Raw genomic sequence first — 15,905 nt, 5'->3', positions numbered from 1 at the left:
TTACGCCGGGCTTGTGCAAGAACCTACGAAGAACTCATGCGGGCGGTCGCAGACTGCTTGTCACTGTTCACTCCACAAGAATGTATCAACTACTTCACTCATGCACATTATGTGTCTATATGATCCGGAAATGCTCTAGTTCTTCCCCGTCCACCCTATTCGGTAGAGGGCCACTATCCTACCTGCTGTCTTATATGCGCTCAGGCGCCTGGCCATCTCACCGAGCAACTGAGCCTTGCTGGGCAGCTTATGGGGCGTCTGGGAAGGTATCGGTGTTTTCATACTCCTATACTCCCGCCCTGACGAAAATAGTTCACCTTTTTCTTACCTGGACAGTCATTTTCATGGTTGGGGGCAAAAAGGGGGGTAGGTGATCCGCTTTGACCTTCATGGGGATGAAATTGTCAGGTGAGATGAAATGCCCTCCAAGGACGCCCACAGAGGTCGATTTCAGGTCACTGACCCAAACGATGTCCGAATTTCACTAATGTCGTCCGGGTTTCGGTCAGTTATGACGTCCGCATACACTACGTCGCGGCAGCCTTCGCTTTCGTAGAACCTTCAGCGAAGGCTGGAGGTAAGGGGGCTCGAACCCCTGACCTTCTCATTGCGAACGAGACGCTCTACCAACTGAGCTATACCCCCGCAGCCTCTGCCGTTGCCGACAGGATGGAAAACGTAGCATTTCCCGCCGCCGGTTGACAATCCGGATTTGGAAGGCCTCTCAAGCCGGGAAAAGGCAGTTCACCGCGAAGGACGCGAAGAACGCGAAGCGAAACCTCTTGGTGTCAAAGGCATTATCAAGCAATCGAAATGCAGTTCAGTTGTATTGAGGTTCACAGATCGGTAAACCAATTATTTGCCAGCTAAAACCCTTCTGTCTTCGCGAACTTCGCGCTCTTCGTGGTAAAAAACTGCTTGGTTACGGGCAGGGTTCCAAGGGTCATTCCCCCCACTGGATGCGGGGGTGGAGTTCGAGGTGTTCCTGGATGGCGGCGATGAAGACATCGCCAAACTCGGAGAGTTTCTTCGTCCCCACCCCGGAAATCCGGCCCATCTCGGCTTCGCTCCGTGGGTAGTGGTGGGCCATTTCGCGCAGGGTGGTGTCGCCGAAAACAATATACGCGGGAACCGCCCGCTCGTCGGCCAGCTTCTTCCGCACCGAGCGGAGTTTCTCGAAGAGGGCTTCGTCGCAGGGAATTTCACCCGTGCGGATGCGGCGGGAGGCGGTGGCCTTGGCTTTGGCCATCGGTTTGGTCAGGGGAATGGTCCGCCGGTCCTTGAGGGCGGCCACGCCCTCGTGGGTCAATTCGATAGTGGCGAACTGGCCCGGGGTCTGGGTGATGAGGCCCAGGCGGAGGAGTTCACGGCCAATGGCCAGCCACTCGCTGCGGCTGAGATCTTTGCCGATGCCATAGGTGCTGAGCTTGTCGTGCTCCCACTTGCGGATCTTTTCGGTGTCGGCCCCGGTCAGGACCTCGACGAGGTGGTTCATGCCGACATGGAAGCCCCCGGCGCGGCGGATGCGGAAGATGCAGGAGAGCAGCTTTTGCGCCGGCAGGGTGCCATCGTAAGTCTCGCGTGGCGCCAGACAGTTGTCGCAGGCCAGGCAGGGGACTTCCTGCCAGATTTCCCCGAAGTAGCCCAGGAGGTCGACGCGCCGGCAGGTGGCGCTTTCGGCGTAGTGCATGATCTGGCCGAGTTGGGTGCGGGCGATTTGTTGGGCTTCGGGGTCGTCCATCTGGTCGATGAAATGGGTCTGCTTGGCCATGTCGCCCGCGCTGAAGAGGAGGAGGCAGTCGGAAGGCAGGCCATCGCGCCCGGCCCGCCCGGTTTCCTGGTAATAGCCCTCGATGTTTTTCGGGAGGTCGTGGTGGATGATGTACCGGACGTTGGGTTTGTTGATGCCCATGCCGAAGGCGATGGTGGCGCAGATGATTTTGGTTTCATCGCGGAGGAAGGCGTCCTGGTTGCGTTCGCGTTCGGCCCCGTCAAGCCCGGCGTGGTAGGGCAGGGCGGCGAAGCCGCGGGAGGCGAGCGATTCGGCGACGGATTCGGCGGCCTTGCGGCTGGCGCAGTAGATGATGCCGCTTTCGCCCGCGCGTTTTTTGACGAAGTCGTGGACCTGTTGGATGGGTTTGTCCTTGGGGATGACACGGTAGGTGAGGTTGGGGCGGTTGAAGGAGGCGGTGAATTCCCTCGGTTGGCGGAGTTTGAGGTGTTGGACGATGTCCTGGCGCACACGCGGGGTGGCGGTGGCGGTCAGGGCCATGACGGGGACCTCGGGCAGGAGCCTGCGCAGGCCGGCGATGCGTCTGTATTCCGGGCGGAAATCGTGGCCCCACTCGCTGATGCAGTGGGCCTCGTCGATGGCGATGAGGGAGATGTTCCAGGATTGGAGCTTGTCCTCCCAACTGTCGAGGGTGAGGCGTTCGGGGGCAGCGTAGAGGAGTTTGTATTCGCCGTTGTGCAGCCCTCGGAGGCGGGCCTTGGAGTCGGCGCTGTCGAGGGAGGAATTGAGGAACGTGGCGGGGACGCCCGCGGCCTGGAGGGCGTCGACCTGGTCTTTCATCAGGGCGATGAGGGGGGAGACGACGAGGGTGAGGCCGGGTTTGAGCAGGGCGGGGAGTTGGAAGCAGAGAGACTTGCCCCCTCCGGTGGGGAGGAGGGCGAAGACGTCGTGCCCGGCCAGGGAGGCCTCGATGATTTCCTGCTGGAGGGGGCGAAAGCGGTCGTAGCCGAAGGTCTGCTTGAGGGTGGCGTGGAGATCGGGCACGTATTTACGAAAGCATGGCGTTAGGATAGGGGCGAGCAAAAAAACCGGGGCGGGGGGCCTGGGCTCAGGCGGGGATGGCGATGCGCCGGGTGCCGGTGCGGCGGGTCATTTTTTTCACCATCGGGTGCTGGCGCTGCATGGTGGTCAATTCCAAGTGGGCCACGGCGGCGGAGCGGGGGCGGCGGGCCGGGTCTTTTTCGATGAATTTCATGATCCAGTTGCAGAGGTAGGCCGGAAGTTCCTCGCGGTTTTCCCGCAGGTCCCGGGGTTTTTCCTCGATCTGCATGCGCAGGATTTGTTGCGGATCGCTGGACTCGAAACAGGGTTTGCCGGCCAGGCACTGGTAAAAGCTCATGCCCAGAGCGTAAAGGTCGGAGGAGGGGGAGGGGGCCGAGCCCGTCAGGAGTTCGGGGGCGACGTATTCCGGGGTGATGAGGAGGTCTTCGGGGGAGGGCGGCTGGATGGATTCCCCCTCGCCCGGATTGAGCAGCGTGGCGGTGCCGAAGTCGAGGATCTTGAGGATGAGGGCACCGCTTTCGCCCTGTGTGATCATCATGTTTTCCGGCTTCAAGTCCCCATGGACCAGCCCGGCTTCGTGGATGGCCTTGGTGCCGACGAGCATCTGGATGGCCAGCTCAAAAAAACGCTCGATGGTCAGGGTGCGGCGGTTGAGGTAGTGTTCGAAGTTCATCCCGGCAATGAGTTCGGTGACGAAGCAGAGACGGCCATCGTCGATGCCCTGTTCGATGAAGTGGAGGACATTGGGGTGTTTGAGCTGGCGCAGGGCGTGTTCCTCCCAGACGCCGGACTTCTTGGCCGTCAATTCCAGCATGCTGTGGGGGAGGAGGCGCTTGACCGCGACGAGGTCGCCGGTCTTGTGGTTGAGGCAGGCCCAGATTTCCGACATGCCGCCGACGGCGATGAGGTAGACGGGGGTGTATTTTCCGTGCAGATCGGAATACGGGCGGAAAGGTTTATAGACGGAGTGGTGGACGGCCACGGGGGGTATCCTATAGGAGCCATGGTTTCCGGCAACCTTCCTTCTACGGAATCGGCGTGACGGCGGCGGTTGGCCCGGGAAATCTTCCGTTATGGACCCTTGGACCCTCTGCCCGGAATTCCTTTCATCCCAAACACGTCTTCTTCTGGCCAGTTACCATCGCTGGACCGGGCGGGATCTGATTCGGGGTGTAGTGGATCCGGTGGAACAAGCCCGGCTTCTCTGGGAGGCCCCCTTTGTGGTGGTCTCGGGGGGGGACGAAGCGGAGCAGGTCTTGAACTACGGCAACGCGGCCGCCCTGGCCCTATGGGAGACCGATTGGGCCACCCTGACCCGGATGCCTTCGCGGCAGACTGCGGAGCCCGTACACCAAAAGGAGCGGGAGGTTTTTCTCCAGAGGGTGCGTGAATTCGGATATGTCGACGATTACAGCGGGGTGCGCATTTCCGCCAAGGGACGGAGATTCCGCATCGAGCAGGCGGTGGTTTGGAACGTGGTTGGCGACGATGGGGTCTACCTAGGACAGGCTGCGACTTTTTCCCGGTGGACACCGATATGAGGGCTGGAAATCCAGCGTGGCCTGGAATAGGGTTTCCACCCTATGGGTCGTCAATGGTTGCATGCCAAACGGGCCGTCGCCGGGCTGAAGAAGTCGCAGACGACGGGCAAACTGGTCCGGGAAATCTCCATCGCCGCGCGGCAGGGTGGGCCTGATCCGGCGATGAACGCCTCGCTCTTTGCCGCCGTGGAAAAGGCCCGCAAGGAGAGCGTGAACAAGGATGCCATCCAGCGCGCCATCCAGAAAGGTGCCGGCATCGGGGATGAAAAGCTGGTCATCGAGCAGGTGACCTATGAGGGATATGCCCCGCACAAGGTACCGGTGATCGTGGAAGTCCTGACCGACAACAACAACCGCACCGCACCGGAACTGCGGGTGCTCTTCAAGAAGGGCCAGCTCGGCACGGCGGGCAGCAACAAATTCCTCTTCGACCATGTGGGCCTGGTGGAAGCGCACCATCCGCAAGCGGACACCGACGTCGAGGCCGCGGCGATTGAGGCGGGGGCCAATGATTTTGAAGCCCTGACCCACGCCCAAAATGACGACATCCCCGAGGGCGCGGCGGGTGCGCGTTTCATTTGCGACCGGACTTCGCTGCATGCCGTTTCCCAGTGGCTTTCACAAAACGGCTGGACCGTGGTGACGAGTGAAATGGGCCATCTGCCGAAGAATTTTCCCGAGCTCAGTGACGACCAGCGCGCCGAGGTGGGGGAATTCCTCCAGGCACTGGACGACCACGACGATGTCCACCGGGTGTGGGCGGCTGTGAAGTGATAGTTTAAAGGCGGCCTTATTCCGTATCGTCTCTCTGCGGTGTCTCTGCTTCTCTGCGGGCTTTCAACCGAATGGTTCAGGGCTAGACGGCGGAGACTTCCACTTGCACCAGCATGTGGGAATTGGTTCCCGCGGGACCACGAACGGTGCCGGAGATGGGGGGGATGTCCTCGGGGTGCCGGCTGACGGCGGTGGCGATATGGGTGTCGCCCACGGTCAGGCCGCTGGTACTGTCGAAGCTTTTCCATCCGGCGCCGGGCAGGTAGACCTCGCACCAGGCGTGGGTGGAGCCGTGGCCGCGGGTGTTTTCGGGGCAGTGGACGTAGCCGCTGACAAAGCGGGCGGGGATGCCGAAGTGACGGGCCGATTCCATGAAGAGGGTAGCAAAATCGCGGCAGGAACCGGATCCACGGGAGAGGGTTTCCGAGGGGCGCTGGACGCCGGGTTCTTCGCGCCTCTGATAAACGAGGGTGCGTGCGATGCACTTGTTGATGCGGTCGAGCAGGGTGTAGGTTTCCACGGTCTGACCGGGATGCCAGAACTGGGCCAGCCAATCCCTGTTGTGGGCGTTGTCATTTGGATAGCAAGTGGTGAGGTAGGGGGTCAGGGCCAGGTGTTCGTCGGCATCGATGGCAAAAGGATAGAGGGCGGCCCGGGGTTCGACGGTGAAGTCGAGCGGGGCGGATTCGTAATGCTGGAGGGTGATGGTGCTTTCGAAGCGCAACCGGCTGGTCGGGGTGTGGAAGGTGGCGACGGCTTCGGAATTGCCGTAGAGATCGTGCCGCCATTTGACGGTGTGGGCTGGAAAAATCATGAGGGAGGAGGATTCGATGCGGATGTCATGCCCGGCGCGCGGACGGATCCTCAGACGGTGCGGTCCGGGAACCACTTCCCGGGAAAAAGTGTATTCCGTCAGGTGGTGGATGCGAAACTTCGGCATGACCGGATCAGAATAGCAGGAAAATCGGCATTGGGGAAGTCGGGCGGGGGGTGGTCAGGTTGGGCTGGCCTTTCCGGGATGGCGTGGGTAGACTAACCCCATGTTCAAAATCATCGGCCTGGTTTGCATTGTGCTTGGCGCGGCGGCGCTCATCTACGGACAGTTCCATTACACCAAGGAGGAGACAGCCTTTTCTTTCGGTTCGATGGAAGCCAAGTTCCAGACCAGGGAAAAAGTGGTCATTCCTCCGTTGCTGGCGGGAGGCTTGTTGGCCGGCGGGGTGGGTTTGTTGGTTTTTGGCGCGGTGAAGAAAAAGTGATCCCGGGGGCCCTCCGGCGATTGTGCTTGCCTAATCGGTGCGACCTGCGAGGTTGGAGGCGGTTCAGGCGGGGAGTCTCCCGCTGTTTGTGAGGCCAAGTATTCCAGTCCGGCCCGCATCCGCCCCCTGTGTTCGTCTCTTCGATGAGGATGGTTTAGGGAACAATCACTCATCGAATTTCCTTCCGAGGATCTCCCGGCCACGTTGACGGATTTTTCCGTTCATCCCGTGAACCGCGCAGGCCATGCCATGGCCCGCACCCCCCTGTGGGTTGTCCACAGGAAAGACGCAACATGAATACAAGCACGACCCTGCCGAGCATCACGTTCTCCGTACTGCAACTGGCCGAACCGATCCAGCGTGCGCTGGTGGAAAAAAACTACACCCAGCCTTCGCCGATCCAGGCCAAGGCCATCCCGCATCTGCTGGAGGGCAAGGACCTGATCGGCCTGGCCCAGACCGGCACCGGCAAAACGGCGGCCTTCGCGCTGCCCATCCTCCACCGGTTGCACACCGATGGAGAGGCCCGTGTGCCCCGCCGCCCGCACGCCCTCATCCTCACCCCCACCCGAGAACTGGCGATCCAGATCGGCGAAAGCTTCACCGCCTATGGCAGACACCTCAAGCTGCGTCATGCGGTGGTCTTCGGCGGTGTCGGCCAGGGAGCCCAGGATCAGGCTTTGCGCAACGGAGTCGATATCCTCATCGCGACCCCGGGCCGGTTGCTCGATCTGGAACAACAGGGCTTGGTGCGTTTCGATGCCGTGCGCATCTTTGTCCTGGATGAAGCCGACCGCATGCTGGACATGGGTTTTGTCCACGATGTGAAGAAGGTGATGGCCAAGCTGCCGCCCAAGCGCCAGTCGTTGCTGTTTTCCGCCACCATGCCCGACGCCATCCGTGACATCGCCTCGTCCCTGTTGCACCACCCCGTGCGGGTGGAAGTGGCCCCGGTTTCCTCGACGGCCGAGCGCATCGAGCAAAAGGTCTGCCATGTGGACAAGTCGAACAAGATCCCTTTGCTGGTTCACCTGCTGCGGGAGCATCCCGAAGGTCTGGTCCTGGTGTTTTCCCGGACCAAGCACGGCTCGAACAAACTGGCCGACCAGTTGGAAAAACAGTCGATCAAGGCCGAGGTCATCCATGGCAACAAATCCCAGAACGCCCGGCAGGGTGCCCTGGCCCGTTTCAAGAGCGGGGAAGCACGGGTGCTGGTGGCCACCGACATCGCGGCCCGCGGCATCGACGTGAAAGGGATCACGTTGGTGGTGAACTTTGACATCCCGAATGAATCCGAAACCTACGTCCACCGCATCGGCCGCACGGCCCGGGCCGGGGCCGAGGGGTTGGCGGTGGCGTTTTGTGATCCGGAAGAGCGCTCCTGGTTGCGCGATATCCAGCGCCTGATCCGCAAGGAGATTCCCATCCTCGAAGGTCATCCCTTTGCCACCACCGTTCCCTTGCACATCATTCCCCCGGCACCCCCGGTGGGTCGTGGTTCCCAAGGCGGCAGGGGGCAGAGGCCGTCAGGAGGCAGAGGACGGACGACAGAGGGCGGACGCCAGCATCAAGGCGGAAGCCGCCATGGCCGCAAGGGCCAGGTGGGCCGGGCTTTCTCACACCGCGGTGGCGGTAGCGGCGGCGATTACCGTCCCTCGCGCGAAGCCTCGTCTCCGGCGCCTGCGGCGGAAAAGAGCGGTGGATTCATGGGTCGCAGTCTGCGCCAAGTATCACGCTTCATGGGCGGGCGTTGAAAGATCGGGATGGAATCTGCTCGATAAAGGGGTAGATAACATGCCTTTATGTTCCCGTGCGGAGTCGCAGTCTTGATTTTATGAATCATCAAGGCACTGCCCCCGGCCTGACAGGATGGTTGGAAGCGTGGTCGCGCCGGGATACGTTCTGGGTCATCGGCCTTGGGCTGGTGTTTTTTCTGCTTTATGCACAGACCCGGAGCTGTGCGCCGGATGACTGGGATTCGATCCAGTTCATTTTCGGCATGGATGAATTCAACCTCATGAAGCACCAGCCCCACCCGCCGGGCTATCCGCTCTATGTTGCGTCGGGTTGGTTTGTCCGGGCCTGCACGGGATGGGACAATCATGTGGCACTGACGCTGGTGTCGGCGATGGGTGGTGGGGTTTTGGTGGCGTCGATTTATGCCCTGGCCCGTCTGGTGATGCCGCGGGGTTGGGCCCTTCCCGGGACGATGGTGGTGGGGTTCACCCCGGTGTTTTGGATGTACAGCATCAAGGCGATGAGCGATGTTCCTGCTTCTTCCTTCTTTCTGGCGGTGGTGCTCTTTGCCACGGCAGCCTGGCTGCACCGACGTCCGGCTTGTCTCATTGCCGCGGCGATTCTGGCCGGCTTGGCAGGAGGATTCCGTCCCCAGAACAGCCTGGTCCTGATTTGGTTGGTTGTTCTTGCCTCCACCCGTTTCCCCAAGACTTGGCGGCTGGTGGCACCCACCATCTGGGTCCTGACCAGTCTGTGTTGGCTCATTCCCACCATGGCCATGGTGGCCCATGTGAGTGGCGGCCATTTTTGGACCACTTATTGGGAGGCCAATGGCCAGCAATTCCGCTGGCGCTTCGACAAGCCTAACATATACGCCGGGGCCGCACTGGGGCAGGATCCTTTGTTGGTATTCCGGTTGATCCGGCACGCCGGGGCCTGTTTCATCCAGGGGCTGGCCCCGTTCGGACATCCATTATTCTTCCTGCTGGCCCCCGCCATTCTGGCGGGTTGGTGGCAGGGGGTGGTTTGGTCCGGGTGCCAGCAAATGCAGGCAACACGGGGGGTGGTGTTGTTCAGCCTCCAATGGATGGTTCCCTACGCCTTGATGGTCTTCTTCTTTCTGCCCTCGGAGCAGCGTTATTACATCCCGGTCCTGGCCCCGCTCATGCTGCTGGCCGTGGCCGGTGGGTGTTTCTGGTTGTCCGGCTTTGCCCCGCGTTTCCGCTCCTGGATTTATCTGGCCCCGGTCCTGTTTGCGGCGGCCACGCTGCCTTTTGCCTGGCAAAACCACACGGAACCACCCCCGCCGATCCGTTCGATTGATTGGCTGAGTGCCCGCGTGGCACCGGCGGACCGTTCCTTAGTGGTATTTGTCCCCGGCAGCGCGGGCCGTCATTTGGAGTTCTTGAAACCGGGATTCCGGAAAGTTACCTCCAATAGTCTGTTGGAACAACTGCCGGGTCTGATCCATAAGGAGGGCATCCGGGAGATATACACGGATATCCCCGACCTGCCCCAGGCGGCTGGACGACCGGACTGGGTCCTGGTGCCCCAGGTGGAATTCCGGCGATCGCAGGTGATTCATCCCAAGCACTCCAAGAGTGTGCTCTACCGCCTTGAGGGCTGGCGCTGAGGAGAAGACAGCGACTGCGCAGAGTGGTCGATTGGTAGAGGGGCAGAACCCCGGCGATCCGGAAGCCCCGGTCGATCCGGTTTTCACGGTGAGCCCGGGATCGGGCAGAGAAACGCGGCCGGAAAAATGTCCGTTGAATGGGAAGCGCCCTGAAAACACGGGGCACTTCACATGGGCCCGGGTCAACCGGGATTGGGGCCGGACTCCGCTTGGATTCCAAGTAGTTGGGCTGCGGCCTCCCACTTGGCGGTGGCTTCTTCGAGCTTTTCCGTGACCTCGACCAATTCCCGGTTGAGGTTCATGATGTCGGTGGGATTGCTCTCCAAGCGGGCGGTGAGGGCTTTCTGCTTTTCCTCGAGAGAGGCGATTTCCTTTTCCAGCTTCTCGGCGTCGGCCTGGGCGGCCTTGCGGGCCTGCGAGCGGGCCTGGCGCTCCTCTGCCTCTTTGCGCTTCTGTTCCTTGGTCTTGAAGACGGATTTTTCCTTCACCACGACGGTGGCTTTGGCTTCTTCCGGGCGGGAATCGGTGAGTTTTTCCCCGGCCACCAGTGCGCCGCGCTCGGAGGTGGCCTTAGTTTTGTGGAGGTAGTAGTCGTAGTCCCCGGCGTAGGGGGTGAGCATTCCGGCGCTGATGTGGAGGACGGAGGTGGCCAGGGCCTTGATGAAATAGACGTCGTGGCTGATGAAAATAAGGGTGCCTTCGTATTGTTTCAGGGCGGCCACGAGGGCATCAATGCTGGCCATGTCGAGGTGGGTGGTGGGCTCGTCCAAGAGCAGGAGATTGGGGGGATCGAGGAGGATTTTGACCAGGCCGAGGCGGGATTTTTCCCCGCCGGAAAGGACGCCGGTTTTTTTGAAGACGTCATCGCCGGGGAACAGGAACGAGCCGAGGACGGTGCGGGCGGTTTGTTCGGGCACGGGGTTGGGCCGGTCCTGGACGGCCTCGAGGACGGTGTGCCTGGGGTTGAACATTTCGGCGCGGTTCTGGGCGAAGTAGCCGACTTTGACATTGTGGCCCGGGGTGATGGTGCCGGACTGCGGGGTGAGTTGGCCTCCGAGGAGTTTCAGCAGGGTGGATTTCCCTGCACCGTTGGGGCCGACGAGCACGATCCGCTGGCCGCGCTCGGCTTCGAATTCCATGCCCTGGTAGACTTTGAGGTCGCCGTAGGCGAAATGGATGCCTTCGGCTTTGATCGTGCGCTGGCCGCCACGCGGGGGCTGGGGGAATTTGATCGAGATGCGGCGCTCGGTGTCTTCCGGGGCGTCGATTTTTTCCATGCGGTCGATCTGCTTGAGCTTGCTCTGGGCTTGGGCGGCCTTGGAGGCCTTGGCGCGGAAGCGGTCGGCGAACTGCTGGAGGGCCTGGATTTCGCGTTGTTGGTTCTCGTAGGCGGCCAGGTGTTGGGCTTTGCGGGCGGCGCGTTGTTCGATGAAGTCGTCGTAGTTGCCGCGGTAGCGGTGGACCTGTTTGTTGCGGATCTCGAGGATGTTGTCGACGAGTGCGTTGAGGAAAGCGCGGTCGTGGGAAATCATGAGGATGCCGCCGGGGTAGGTCTGGAGGTAATTCTGGAACCAGCCGAGGGATTCGAGATCGAGGTGGTTGGTGGGCTCGTCGAGCATGAGGAGGTCGGGTTCCTGGACGAGGAGGCGTGCGAGGTGGGCACGCATGACCCAGCCGCCGCTGAGGGCCTTGGCCGGACGGAGAAAATCGCTCTCGCGGAAAGCCAGGCCGTTGAGGATGCGCTTGGCCTTGGGGTCGAGTTGGTAACCGCCGAGGGCGGCGTATTCCGAGACGGCGTGGTGGTAATCGTCGGATTCGGTGTCGCCGCGGGCCTCGGATTCGGCGATGAGGCGGCGGAGGCGGGCATGTTCGGGGGAGATGGCGGTGGCGAGTTCGAGAACGGTTTCCTCGCCGACCGGGGCGGTTTCCTGGGCGAGGAAGCCGAGGGTGGAGGCGCGTTCGCGGGAGATGGTGCCGGCGTCGGGGGAATTGAGGCCGAGGATCAGGGAAAAGAGGGTGGACTTGCCGGCGCCATTGGCGCCGACGAGGGCGATGCGGTCCTCGCGGTTGATCTGGAGTGTGACGTTCTCGAAGAGGACGCGTCCGCCGAAGGATTTGGAGAGTCCGGAAAGGGTGAGCATGAGCGCCTGAAGCTAGAGGGGAAAACGGCAAATGACAAAACCCAAATCCAGACGAAAGCCTGGAGGGGATGTGCCCGAAAAAAAGGGCGGAAAGGGGGCAGAGGGCGGAAAGAACCCGGGAAGGTTAGGAACCGAGGGAGCGCTCGGTGGTGTTCCGGAGGCGCTGAGCCATGACTTTCATGACCTTGATGGCGAAAAAAGGCATTTCCTGGACCCGGAACTGGAAGCGTTTTGCGGTGATGGCCTCGATTTCGCAATCGGTGCGGGCGATGGCGTTGGCCGAGCGAGGTTGGTTGTCGATCAGGGCCATTTCGCCGAAGAATTCATCCGGACCGAGGGTCTCGACGAGTTTTTCGCCGAGCATGATGTCGACGGTCCCCTTTTTGATGATGTACATGAGTTCACCGGGTTCGCCTTTTTGGAAAATGAAATCACCGGCTTTGTAGGATGTATTCGCAGCGGTTTCGGACATGGGGTGCAGGGTATGGAGCGGGTGGGGGTCAGGCAAGCGAAGAAATGGTGACAAAGCTTGCAGGTGACAAGCGGACCCGGGCGGCGGCAAGATGGGGGCATGTCACTGGAGCAATGGAAGACGGCCTACCGGCAACTGGAGCCGAGCGAGCGCAAGGAATTTGCCCGTTGGGTCTTGGAACAGGAAATGGCCGGGGGTGTCCCGGTGGTCGACACCTACCGGGTGGCGGCCCCGGCACCTGCGAAGTCCCGGGGCCCAATTGGGCGGGTGGTGGGAGTGGTTCTTTTGGCCGGTCTGGTGGCCGTGGCGATCTGGCAGGGATGGGCCTGGAACCAGCGCCAAGCAGAGGCCCGCGCCCGCATGACGGCCTCCCAGCGTGAGGCAGAAGAGGCCAAGAAACCACGTTCACCGAAAAACATGGAGTTTCTCCGCGGGCAGTTGGGCCGGGAAATCACCGTGACCGGGGTGCCTGAGTGGGCCGAAGTCGGGCAGTTGTATTTCAGCCGGGACCGCCGCGAGGGCTTGCGTTTGAACCTGATGCCCGGGGGCGTGGTGCTGTTGCAGAGTGCGGAACTGGAGGAATTGGTGCGGAACAAGGTGGGGGTCACCGTGACCGGGGTGGTTGAGAAGGCTGCGGACGGGGTGTTGGAAATACGGGTCGAGTCGCTGGGCCAATTGCGACGGGACAAATGATTGGGAGGGCGAGGACCTTGAAATCCGATGCCCGTGCTGAGATTGCCCTGCGCCACCGGGGGACATCGGTCAGGCTGCCCGTCCTTTATGAGGACCGGGAAGTCCTGGTGATCGACAAACCACCGGGCTGGATGCTGGCTCCGGCGGATTGGAAGAGCACCCGGCGCAACCTTCTGGCCGCCCTTCTGGAAGGGGTGGAGGCGGGGGCCTGGTGGGCCCGGTCGAGGGGGTTGCGATTTTTACGCCCGGTACACCGGCTCGACACCGACACCAGCGGGGTTCTGCTTTTGGCCAAATCACCCCGATCGCTGGAGATTTTTTCCAAGTTTTTTGCGCAACACCGGATGGGCAAGACCTATTGGGCGCTCAGTCGAAACCGTCCTGCCCGGGAGGAATGGGTGGCGCGGGAAGCCCTGGCCGAGGGGTTGGACCGCGAGGGCCGCATCCGGGTTGATCCTCGCCGGGGACGATCCGCCGAAACCGCGTTCCGGGTTCTGGCCCGCGAGCAGGGACTGAGTTGGATCCTCTGCCAACCGTTGACGGGGAGGACGCACCAGATCCGGGTGCATTTGGCCCATGCCGGCTGCCCGATCCTGGGGGATGTACTTTACGGAGGGGAAGCCTCACCCGCACGGGGCTGGCCCTTGGCCCTGCGGGCGGTCGAGTTGGTGTGGGAGGAACGACCGGGGCGGTCGCGCCGGGTGGAAGCTCCCGGTGGCGGTTTTTTGTCCGCATTTTACGGGGGCCATCCCCCTGTGCCTGAGGAAGCCGGAACGGGGTGATTCAGGCGCGGGCATCCATCGGGACGTAGGGGCGGATGCCCGGCCCGGTGTAAATCTGGCGCGGCCGGTGGATGGGGGTCTTGGCCAGGGCGATTTCCCGCCAATGGGCGATCCATCCGGGCATGCGTCCAATGGCGAACATGACGGTGAACATGTCGAGGGGGATGCCGATGGCGCGCATGATGATGCCGCTGTAAAAATCCACGTTAGGGTAGAGTTTGCGCTCGAGAAAGTATTCCTCGCGCAGGGCCGCCGATTCCAGCTTGAGGGCGATTTCCAGCAGGGGGTCGTTGACTCCGAGGGCTTCCAGGACGTTTTCGCACTGCTGCTTGAGGATCTTGGCCCGGGGGTCGTAGTTCTTGTAAACGCGGTGGCCGAAGCCCATGAGGCGCTTGGATTTGTCCCCCGACTTGGCCGCCTCGATGAAGCGCGTGCCGTCATCGCCGGAGTCGTGGATCTGCTGGAGCATTTCCAACACCGACTGGTTGGCGCCCCCGTGGGCCGGCCCCCAGAGGGCGCAGATCCCGGCGGCGGTGGAGGCAAAGAGGTTGGCCCCGCCGGAGGCGACCATCCGGACCGTCGAGGTGGAGCAATTCTGCTCGTGGTCGGCGTGGAGCAGAAATATGAGGTTGAGGGCTTTGTCGACTTCCGAGCGGGCGATGTGGTCGTTGTAGGGCTCGGAGAACATCATGTGAAGAAAGTTCGAGCAATAGGATAGGTTGTCCTTGGGATAGATGAAGGGCTTGTCCATCTTCATCCGGTAGGACATGGCGGCCAGGGTGCGGACCTTGGAGATGAGGATGGTGGCGGCCTGGTCGAAGTGGCCCAGCTCGCGGTCGCGGTCGTTGCTGGCCATGCGGGGGTAGAAGCAGCCGAGGGAATTGACCATGGCCGAAAGCATGGCCATGGGGTGGGAAGAGGAGGGGAAGCCGCTGAAATGGCCGAGCATGCTCTGGTGGATGGAGGCGTTTCCGAGGATGAGCTTGCGGAAGTTGCGCAGGGCGGCGGCATCGGGCAGGTCCCCGTAGATCACCAGGTAGGCGGTCTCGATGAAATTGGAATGGGCGGCCAGTTCCTCGATGGGGTAGCCGCTGTAGCGGAGGATGCCGGTTTCGCCGTCGATGAAGGTGATGTTGCTGGTGCAGGAACCGGTGTTGCCGTAGCCGTCATCGTAACAGATGTATCCGGTTTCCGCGCGCAGCTTGCGGATGTCGATGGCTTTTTCGTTTTCCGTCCCGGTGATGACGGGGAAGGAATGGGGTTTTCCGTCCAGGATGATTTGGGCCTCTTTGTCCATGCTCAACGAGTAGCATAAGGCGGGCCTGATGGGAGGGAAAGGTGGGAAACTCTGAAATCGGGGCGGTGCTCCCGCATCCGGGGGATTTTCAGCGCTTGGCGCGTGGGGTCGGACGTTTGCGCGGCGCTGTCTTCTTTTTTGCCGGGAGGCGGGCTGTCTTTTTTCCCGCTGCAGGCCGGGGGGCTTTGGCCGCAGGGCCGGGCCGCTTGCGGGCTTTTGTGGTTGGAATGGCGGTAGTGGGAGTGGGGGTGGGGGTGGGTGCGGAGCTGGCCGCGGGTTTGGTTTGAACGGCCTGGCGTTTGCGGTCCAAAGCGGCCTGCCACTCCTGCTCCTGTTCCGGGGTGGGCAGATAGATGTAGGTTCCGCAGTTGTCACACACGCAGAGATCGTCCCGGTGGCTCAAAGAAGTGCGCTGGCCGATGGGTACGGAGATGAAGCAACTGCGGCAAACCCACTCCCGAACCGGAGCCGTGCTGCAGCGACCGCGCGCGCGCAAGCGGTCGTGGTGGGCCAGGATGAAGGGGGCGACCTTGGGACGTTCCGCAGTCAGTAGTTCCTGTAGTCGGGCACGCCGAACCGTCCGGGGGCCGAGCAATTTGAGTTCGTCTTCCCACTCATTCAGATGAATGAGTGCCTGCATGACTTCGCGGGCATCAAAAACCGACACAACACACCATGTTAGGAAGCCTCCCATTTATTGTCAATTCATATCATCAAAATCGCAATCGTGCGTCGGCGACGAACTCCGCTGGACAGGGCCGGGTGGGCCGCCTAATTTTGCC

General features: G+C 61.7%; 14 protein-coding genes and 1 tRNA gene. 7 read left to right on the top strand and 8 right to left on the bottom strand.

From position 1 onward, the window contains the following. Nucleotides 1–572: 572 nt before the first annotated feature. The 3 genes from SFU85_01245 to SFU85_01235 form a co-directional block, all read right to left on the bottom strand. A tRNA-Ala gene (locus tag SFU85_01245) sits at nucleotides 573–645 on the bottom strand. A gap of 298 nt (nucleotides 646–943) precedes the next feature. Then, the gene (recQ, locus tag SFU85_01240) at nucleotides 944–2,776 is read right to left on the bottom strand and encodes a DNA helicase RecQ (GenBank protein ID MDX6765394.1); all 1,833 of its coding nucleotides are present in this window, start codon (nucleotides 2,774–2,776) and stop codon (nucleotides 944–946) included. Nucleotides 2,777–2,840: 64 nt separating this feature from the next. After that, nucleotides 2,841–3,776 carry a serine/threonine-protein kinase gene (locus tag SFU85_01235; protein ID MDX6765393.1) on the bottom strand — a complete coding sequence of 312 codons (936 nt, stop codon included), beginning with the start codon at nucleotides 3,774–3,776 and terminating at the stop codon, nucleotides 2,841–2,843. A gap of 91 nt (nucleotides 3,777–3,867) precedes the next feature. On the opposite strand from SFU85_01235, the gene SFU85_01230 reads away from it, so the two are divergent. Both SFU85_01230 and SFU85_01225 read left to right on the top strand, forming a co-directional pair. After that, entirely contained in the window at nucleotides 3,868–4,335 is a 468-nt protein-coding gene (locus SFU85_01230; GenBank protein ID MDX6765392.1) for an MEKHLA domain-containing protein, read from the top strand. Nucleotides 4,336–4,377: 42 nt separating this feature from the next. After that, entirely contained in the window at nucleotides 4,378–5,109 is a 732-nt protein-coding gene (locus tag SFU85_01225) for a YebC/PmpR family DNA-binding transcriptional regulator (protein ID MDX6765391.1), read from the top strand. Between the two features lie 82 nt (nucleotides 5,110–5,191). Here the strand turns inward: SFU85_01225 and SFU85_01220 are convergent, their stop codons facing one another. Continuing rightward, nucleotides 5,192–6,049 carry a transglutaminase family protein gene (locus SFU85_01220; GenBank protein ID MDX6765390.1) on the bottom strand — a complete coding sequence of 286 codons (858 nt, stop codon included), beginning with the start codon at nucleotides 6,047–6,049 and terminating at the stop codon, nucleotides 5,192–5,194. Nucleotides 6,050–6,149: 100 nt separating this feature from the next. Between SFU85_01220 and SFU85_01215 the strand changes: the two genes are divergently transcribed. The 3 genes from SFU85_01215 (at nucleotide 6,150) to SFU85_01205 (ending at nucleotide 9,738) form a co-directional block, all read left to right on the top strand. Then, nucleotides 6,150–6,368: a hypothetical protein gene (locus SFU85_01215; GenBank protein ID MDX6765389.1), complete on the top strand. Its 219-nt coding sequence runs from the start codon at nucleotides 6,150–6,152 to the stop codon at nucleotides 6,366–6,368. Between the two features lie 293 nt (nucleotides 6,369–6,661). Beyond that, nucleotides 6,662–8,122, top strand: a complete 1,461-nt coding sequence (locus tag SFU85_01210) for a DEAD/DEAH box helicase (GenBank protein MDX6765388.1) — start codon at nucleotides 6,662–6,664, stop codon at nucleotides 8,120–8,122. Between the two features lie 80 nt (nucleotides 8,123–8,202). Continuing rightward, nucleotides 8,203–9,738: a DUF2723 domain-containing protein gene (locus SFU85_01205; GenBank protein ID MDX6765387.1), complete on the top strand. Its 1,536-nt coding sequence runs from the start codon at nucleotides 8,203–8,205 to the stop codon at nucleotides 9,736–9,738. Between the two features lie 182 nt (nucleotides 9,739–9,920). Here SFU85_01205 and SFU85_01200 read toward each other — a convergent pair whose 3' ends face one another. Together SFU85_01200 and SFU85_01195 are read right to left on the bottom strand one after the other, a co-directional pair. Then, complete coding sequence (locus SFU85_01200) at nucleotides 9,921–11,879, bottom strand: ATP-binding cassette domain-containing protein (GenBank protein ID MDX6765386.1); 1,959 nt, start codon at nucleotides 11,877–11,879, stop codon at nucleotides 9,921–9,923. A gap of 124 nt (nucleotides 11,880–12,003) precedes the next feature. Then, nucleotides 12,004–12,351 carry a cyclic nucleotide-binding domain-containing protein gene (locus SFU85_01195; protein MDX6765385.1) on the bottom strand — a complete coding sequence of 116 codons (348 nt, stop codon included), beginning with the start codon at nucleotides 12,349–12,351 and terminating at the stop codon, nucleotides 12,004–12,006. A gap of 99 nt (nucleotides 12,352–12,450) precedes the next feature. On the opposite strand from SFU85_01195, the gene SFU85_01190 reads away from it, so the two are divergent. Both SFU85_01190 and SFU85_01185 read left to right on the top strand, forming a co-directional pair. Then, a complete protein-coding gene (locus tag SFU85_01190) occupies nucleotides 12,451–13,044 on the top strand; it encodes a hypothetical protein (protein ID MDX6765384.1) in 594 nt (197 codons plus the stop codon). Nucleotides 13,045–13,061: 17 nt separating this feature from the next. Continuing rightward, nucleotides 13,062–13,826, top strand: a complete 765-nt coding sequence (locus SFU85_01185) for an RNA pseudouridine synthase (protein MDX6765383.1) — start codon at nucleotides 13,062–13,064, stop codon at nucleotides 13,824–13,826. A 1-nt stretch (nucleotide 13,827) separates the two neighbouring features. On the opposite strand, the gene SFU85_01180 is transcribed toward SFU85_01185, so the two are convergent. Next, nucleotides 13,828–15,123: a citrate synthase gene (locus tag SFU85_01180; GenBank protein ID MDX6765382.1), complete on the bottom strand. Its 1,296-nt coding sequence runs from the start codon at nucleotides 15,121–15,123 to the stop codon at nucleotides 13,828–13,830. Between the two features lie 88 nt (nucleotides 15,124–15,211). Further along, complete coding sequence (locus SFU85_01175) at nucleotides 15,212–15,790, bottom strand: hypothetical protein (protein MDX6765381.1); 579 nt, start codon at nucleotides 15,788–15,790, stop codon at nucleotides 15,212–15,214. Nucleotides 15,791–15,905 lie beyond the last annotated feature (115 nt).

The sequence above is a fragment of the Candidatus Methylacidiphilales bacterium genome, assembly GCA_033875315.1.
Lineage (GTDB): Bacteria > Verrucomicrobiota > Verrucomicrobiia > Methylacidiphilales > CAZTYG01 > JANRJG01.
Note: the sequence above shows the minus strand (reverse complement) of the source record. Positions and strands in the feature narration are given on the sequence as shown.

Excerpts from the sequence above, each read along its gene's own strand:
- SFU85_01230 (MDX6765392.1), top strand. The coding sequence starts at position 3,868 with ATGGACCCTTGGACCCTCTGCCCGGAATTCCTTTCATCCCAAACACGT.
- SFU85_01225 (MDX6765391.1), top strand. The coding sequence starts at position 4,378 with ATGGGTCGTCAATGGTTGCATGCCAAACGGGCCGTCGCCGGGCTGAAG.
- SFU85_01220 (MDX6765390.1), bottom strand. The coding sequence starts at position 6,049 with ATGCCGAAGTTTCGCATCCACCACCTGACGGAATACACTTTTTCCCGG.
- SFU85_01215 (MDX6765389.1), top strand. The coding sequence starts at position 6,150 with ATGTTCAAAATCATCGGCCTGGTTTGCATTGTGCTTGGCGCGGCGGCG.
- SFU85_01210 (MDX6765388.1), top strand. The coding sequence starts at position 6,662 with ATGAATACAAGCACGACCCTGCCGAGCATCACGTTCTCCGTACTGCAA.
- SFU85_01205 (MDX6765387.1), top strand. The coding sequence starts at position 8,203 with ATGAATCATCAAGGCACTGCCCCCGGCCTGACAGGATGGTTGGAAGCG.
- SFU85_01200 (MDX6765386.1), bottom strand. The coding sequence starts at position 11,879 with ATGCTCACCCTTTCCGGACTCTCCAAATCCTTCGGCGGACGCGTCCTC.
- SFU85_01195 (MDX6765385.1), bottom strand. The coding sequence starts at position 12,351 with ATGTCCGAAACCGCTGCGAATACATCCTACAAAGCCGGTGATTTCATT.
- SFU85_01190 (MDX6765384.1), top strand. The coding sequence starts at position 12,451 with ATGTCACTGGAGCAATGGAAGACGGCCTACCGGCAACTGGAGCCGAGC.
- SFU85_01180 (MDX6765382.1), bottom strand. The coding sequence starts at position 15,123 with ATGGACAAAGAGGCCCAAATCATCCTGGACGGAAAACCCCATTCCTTC.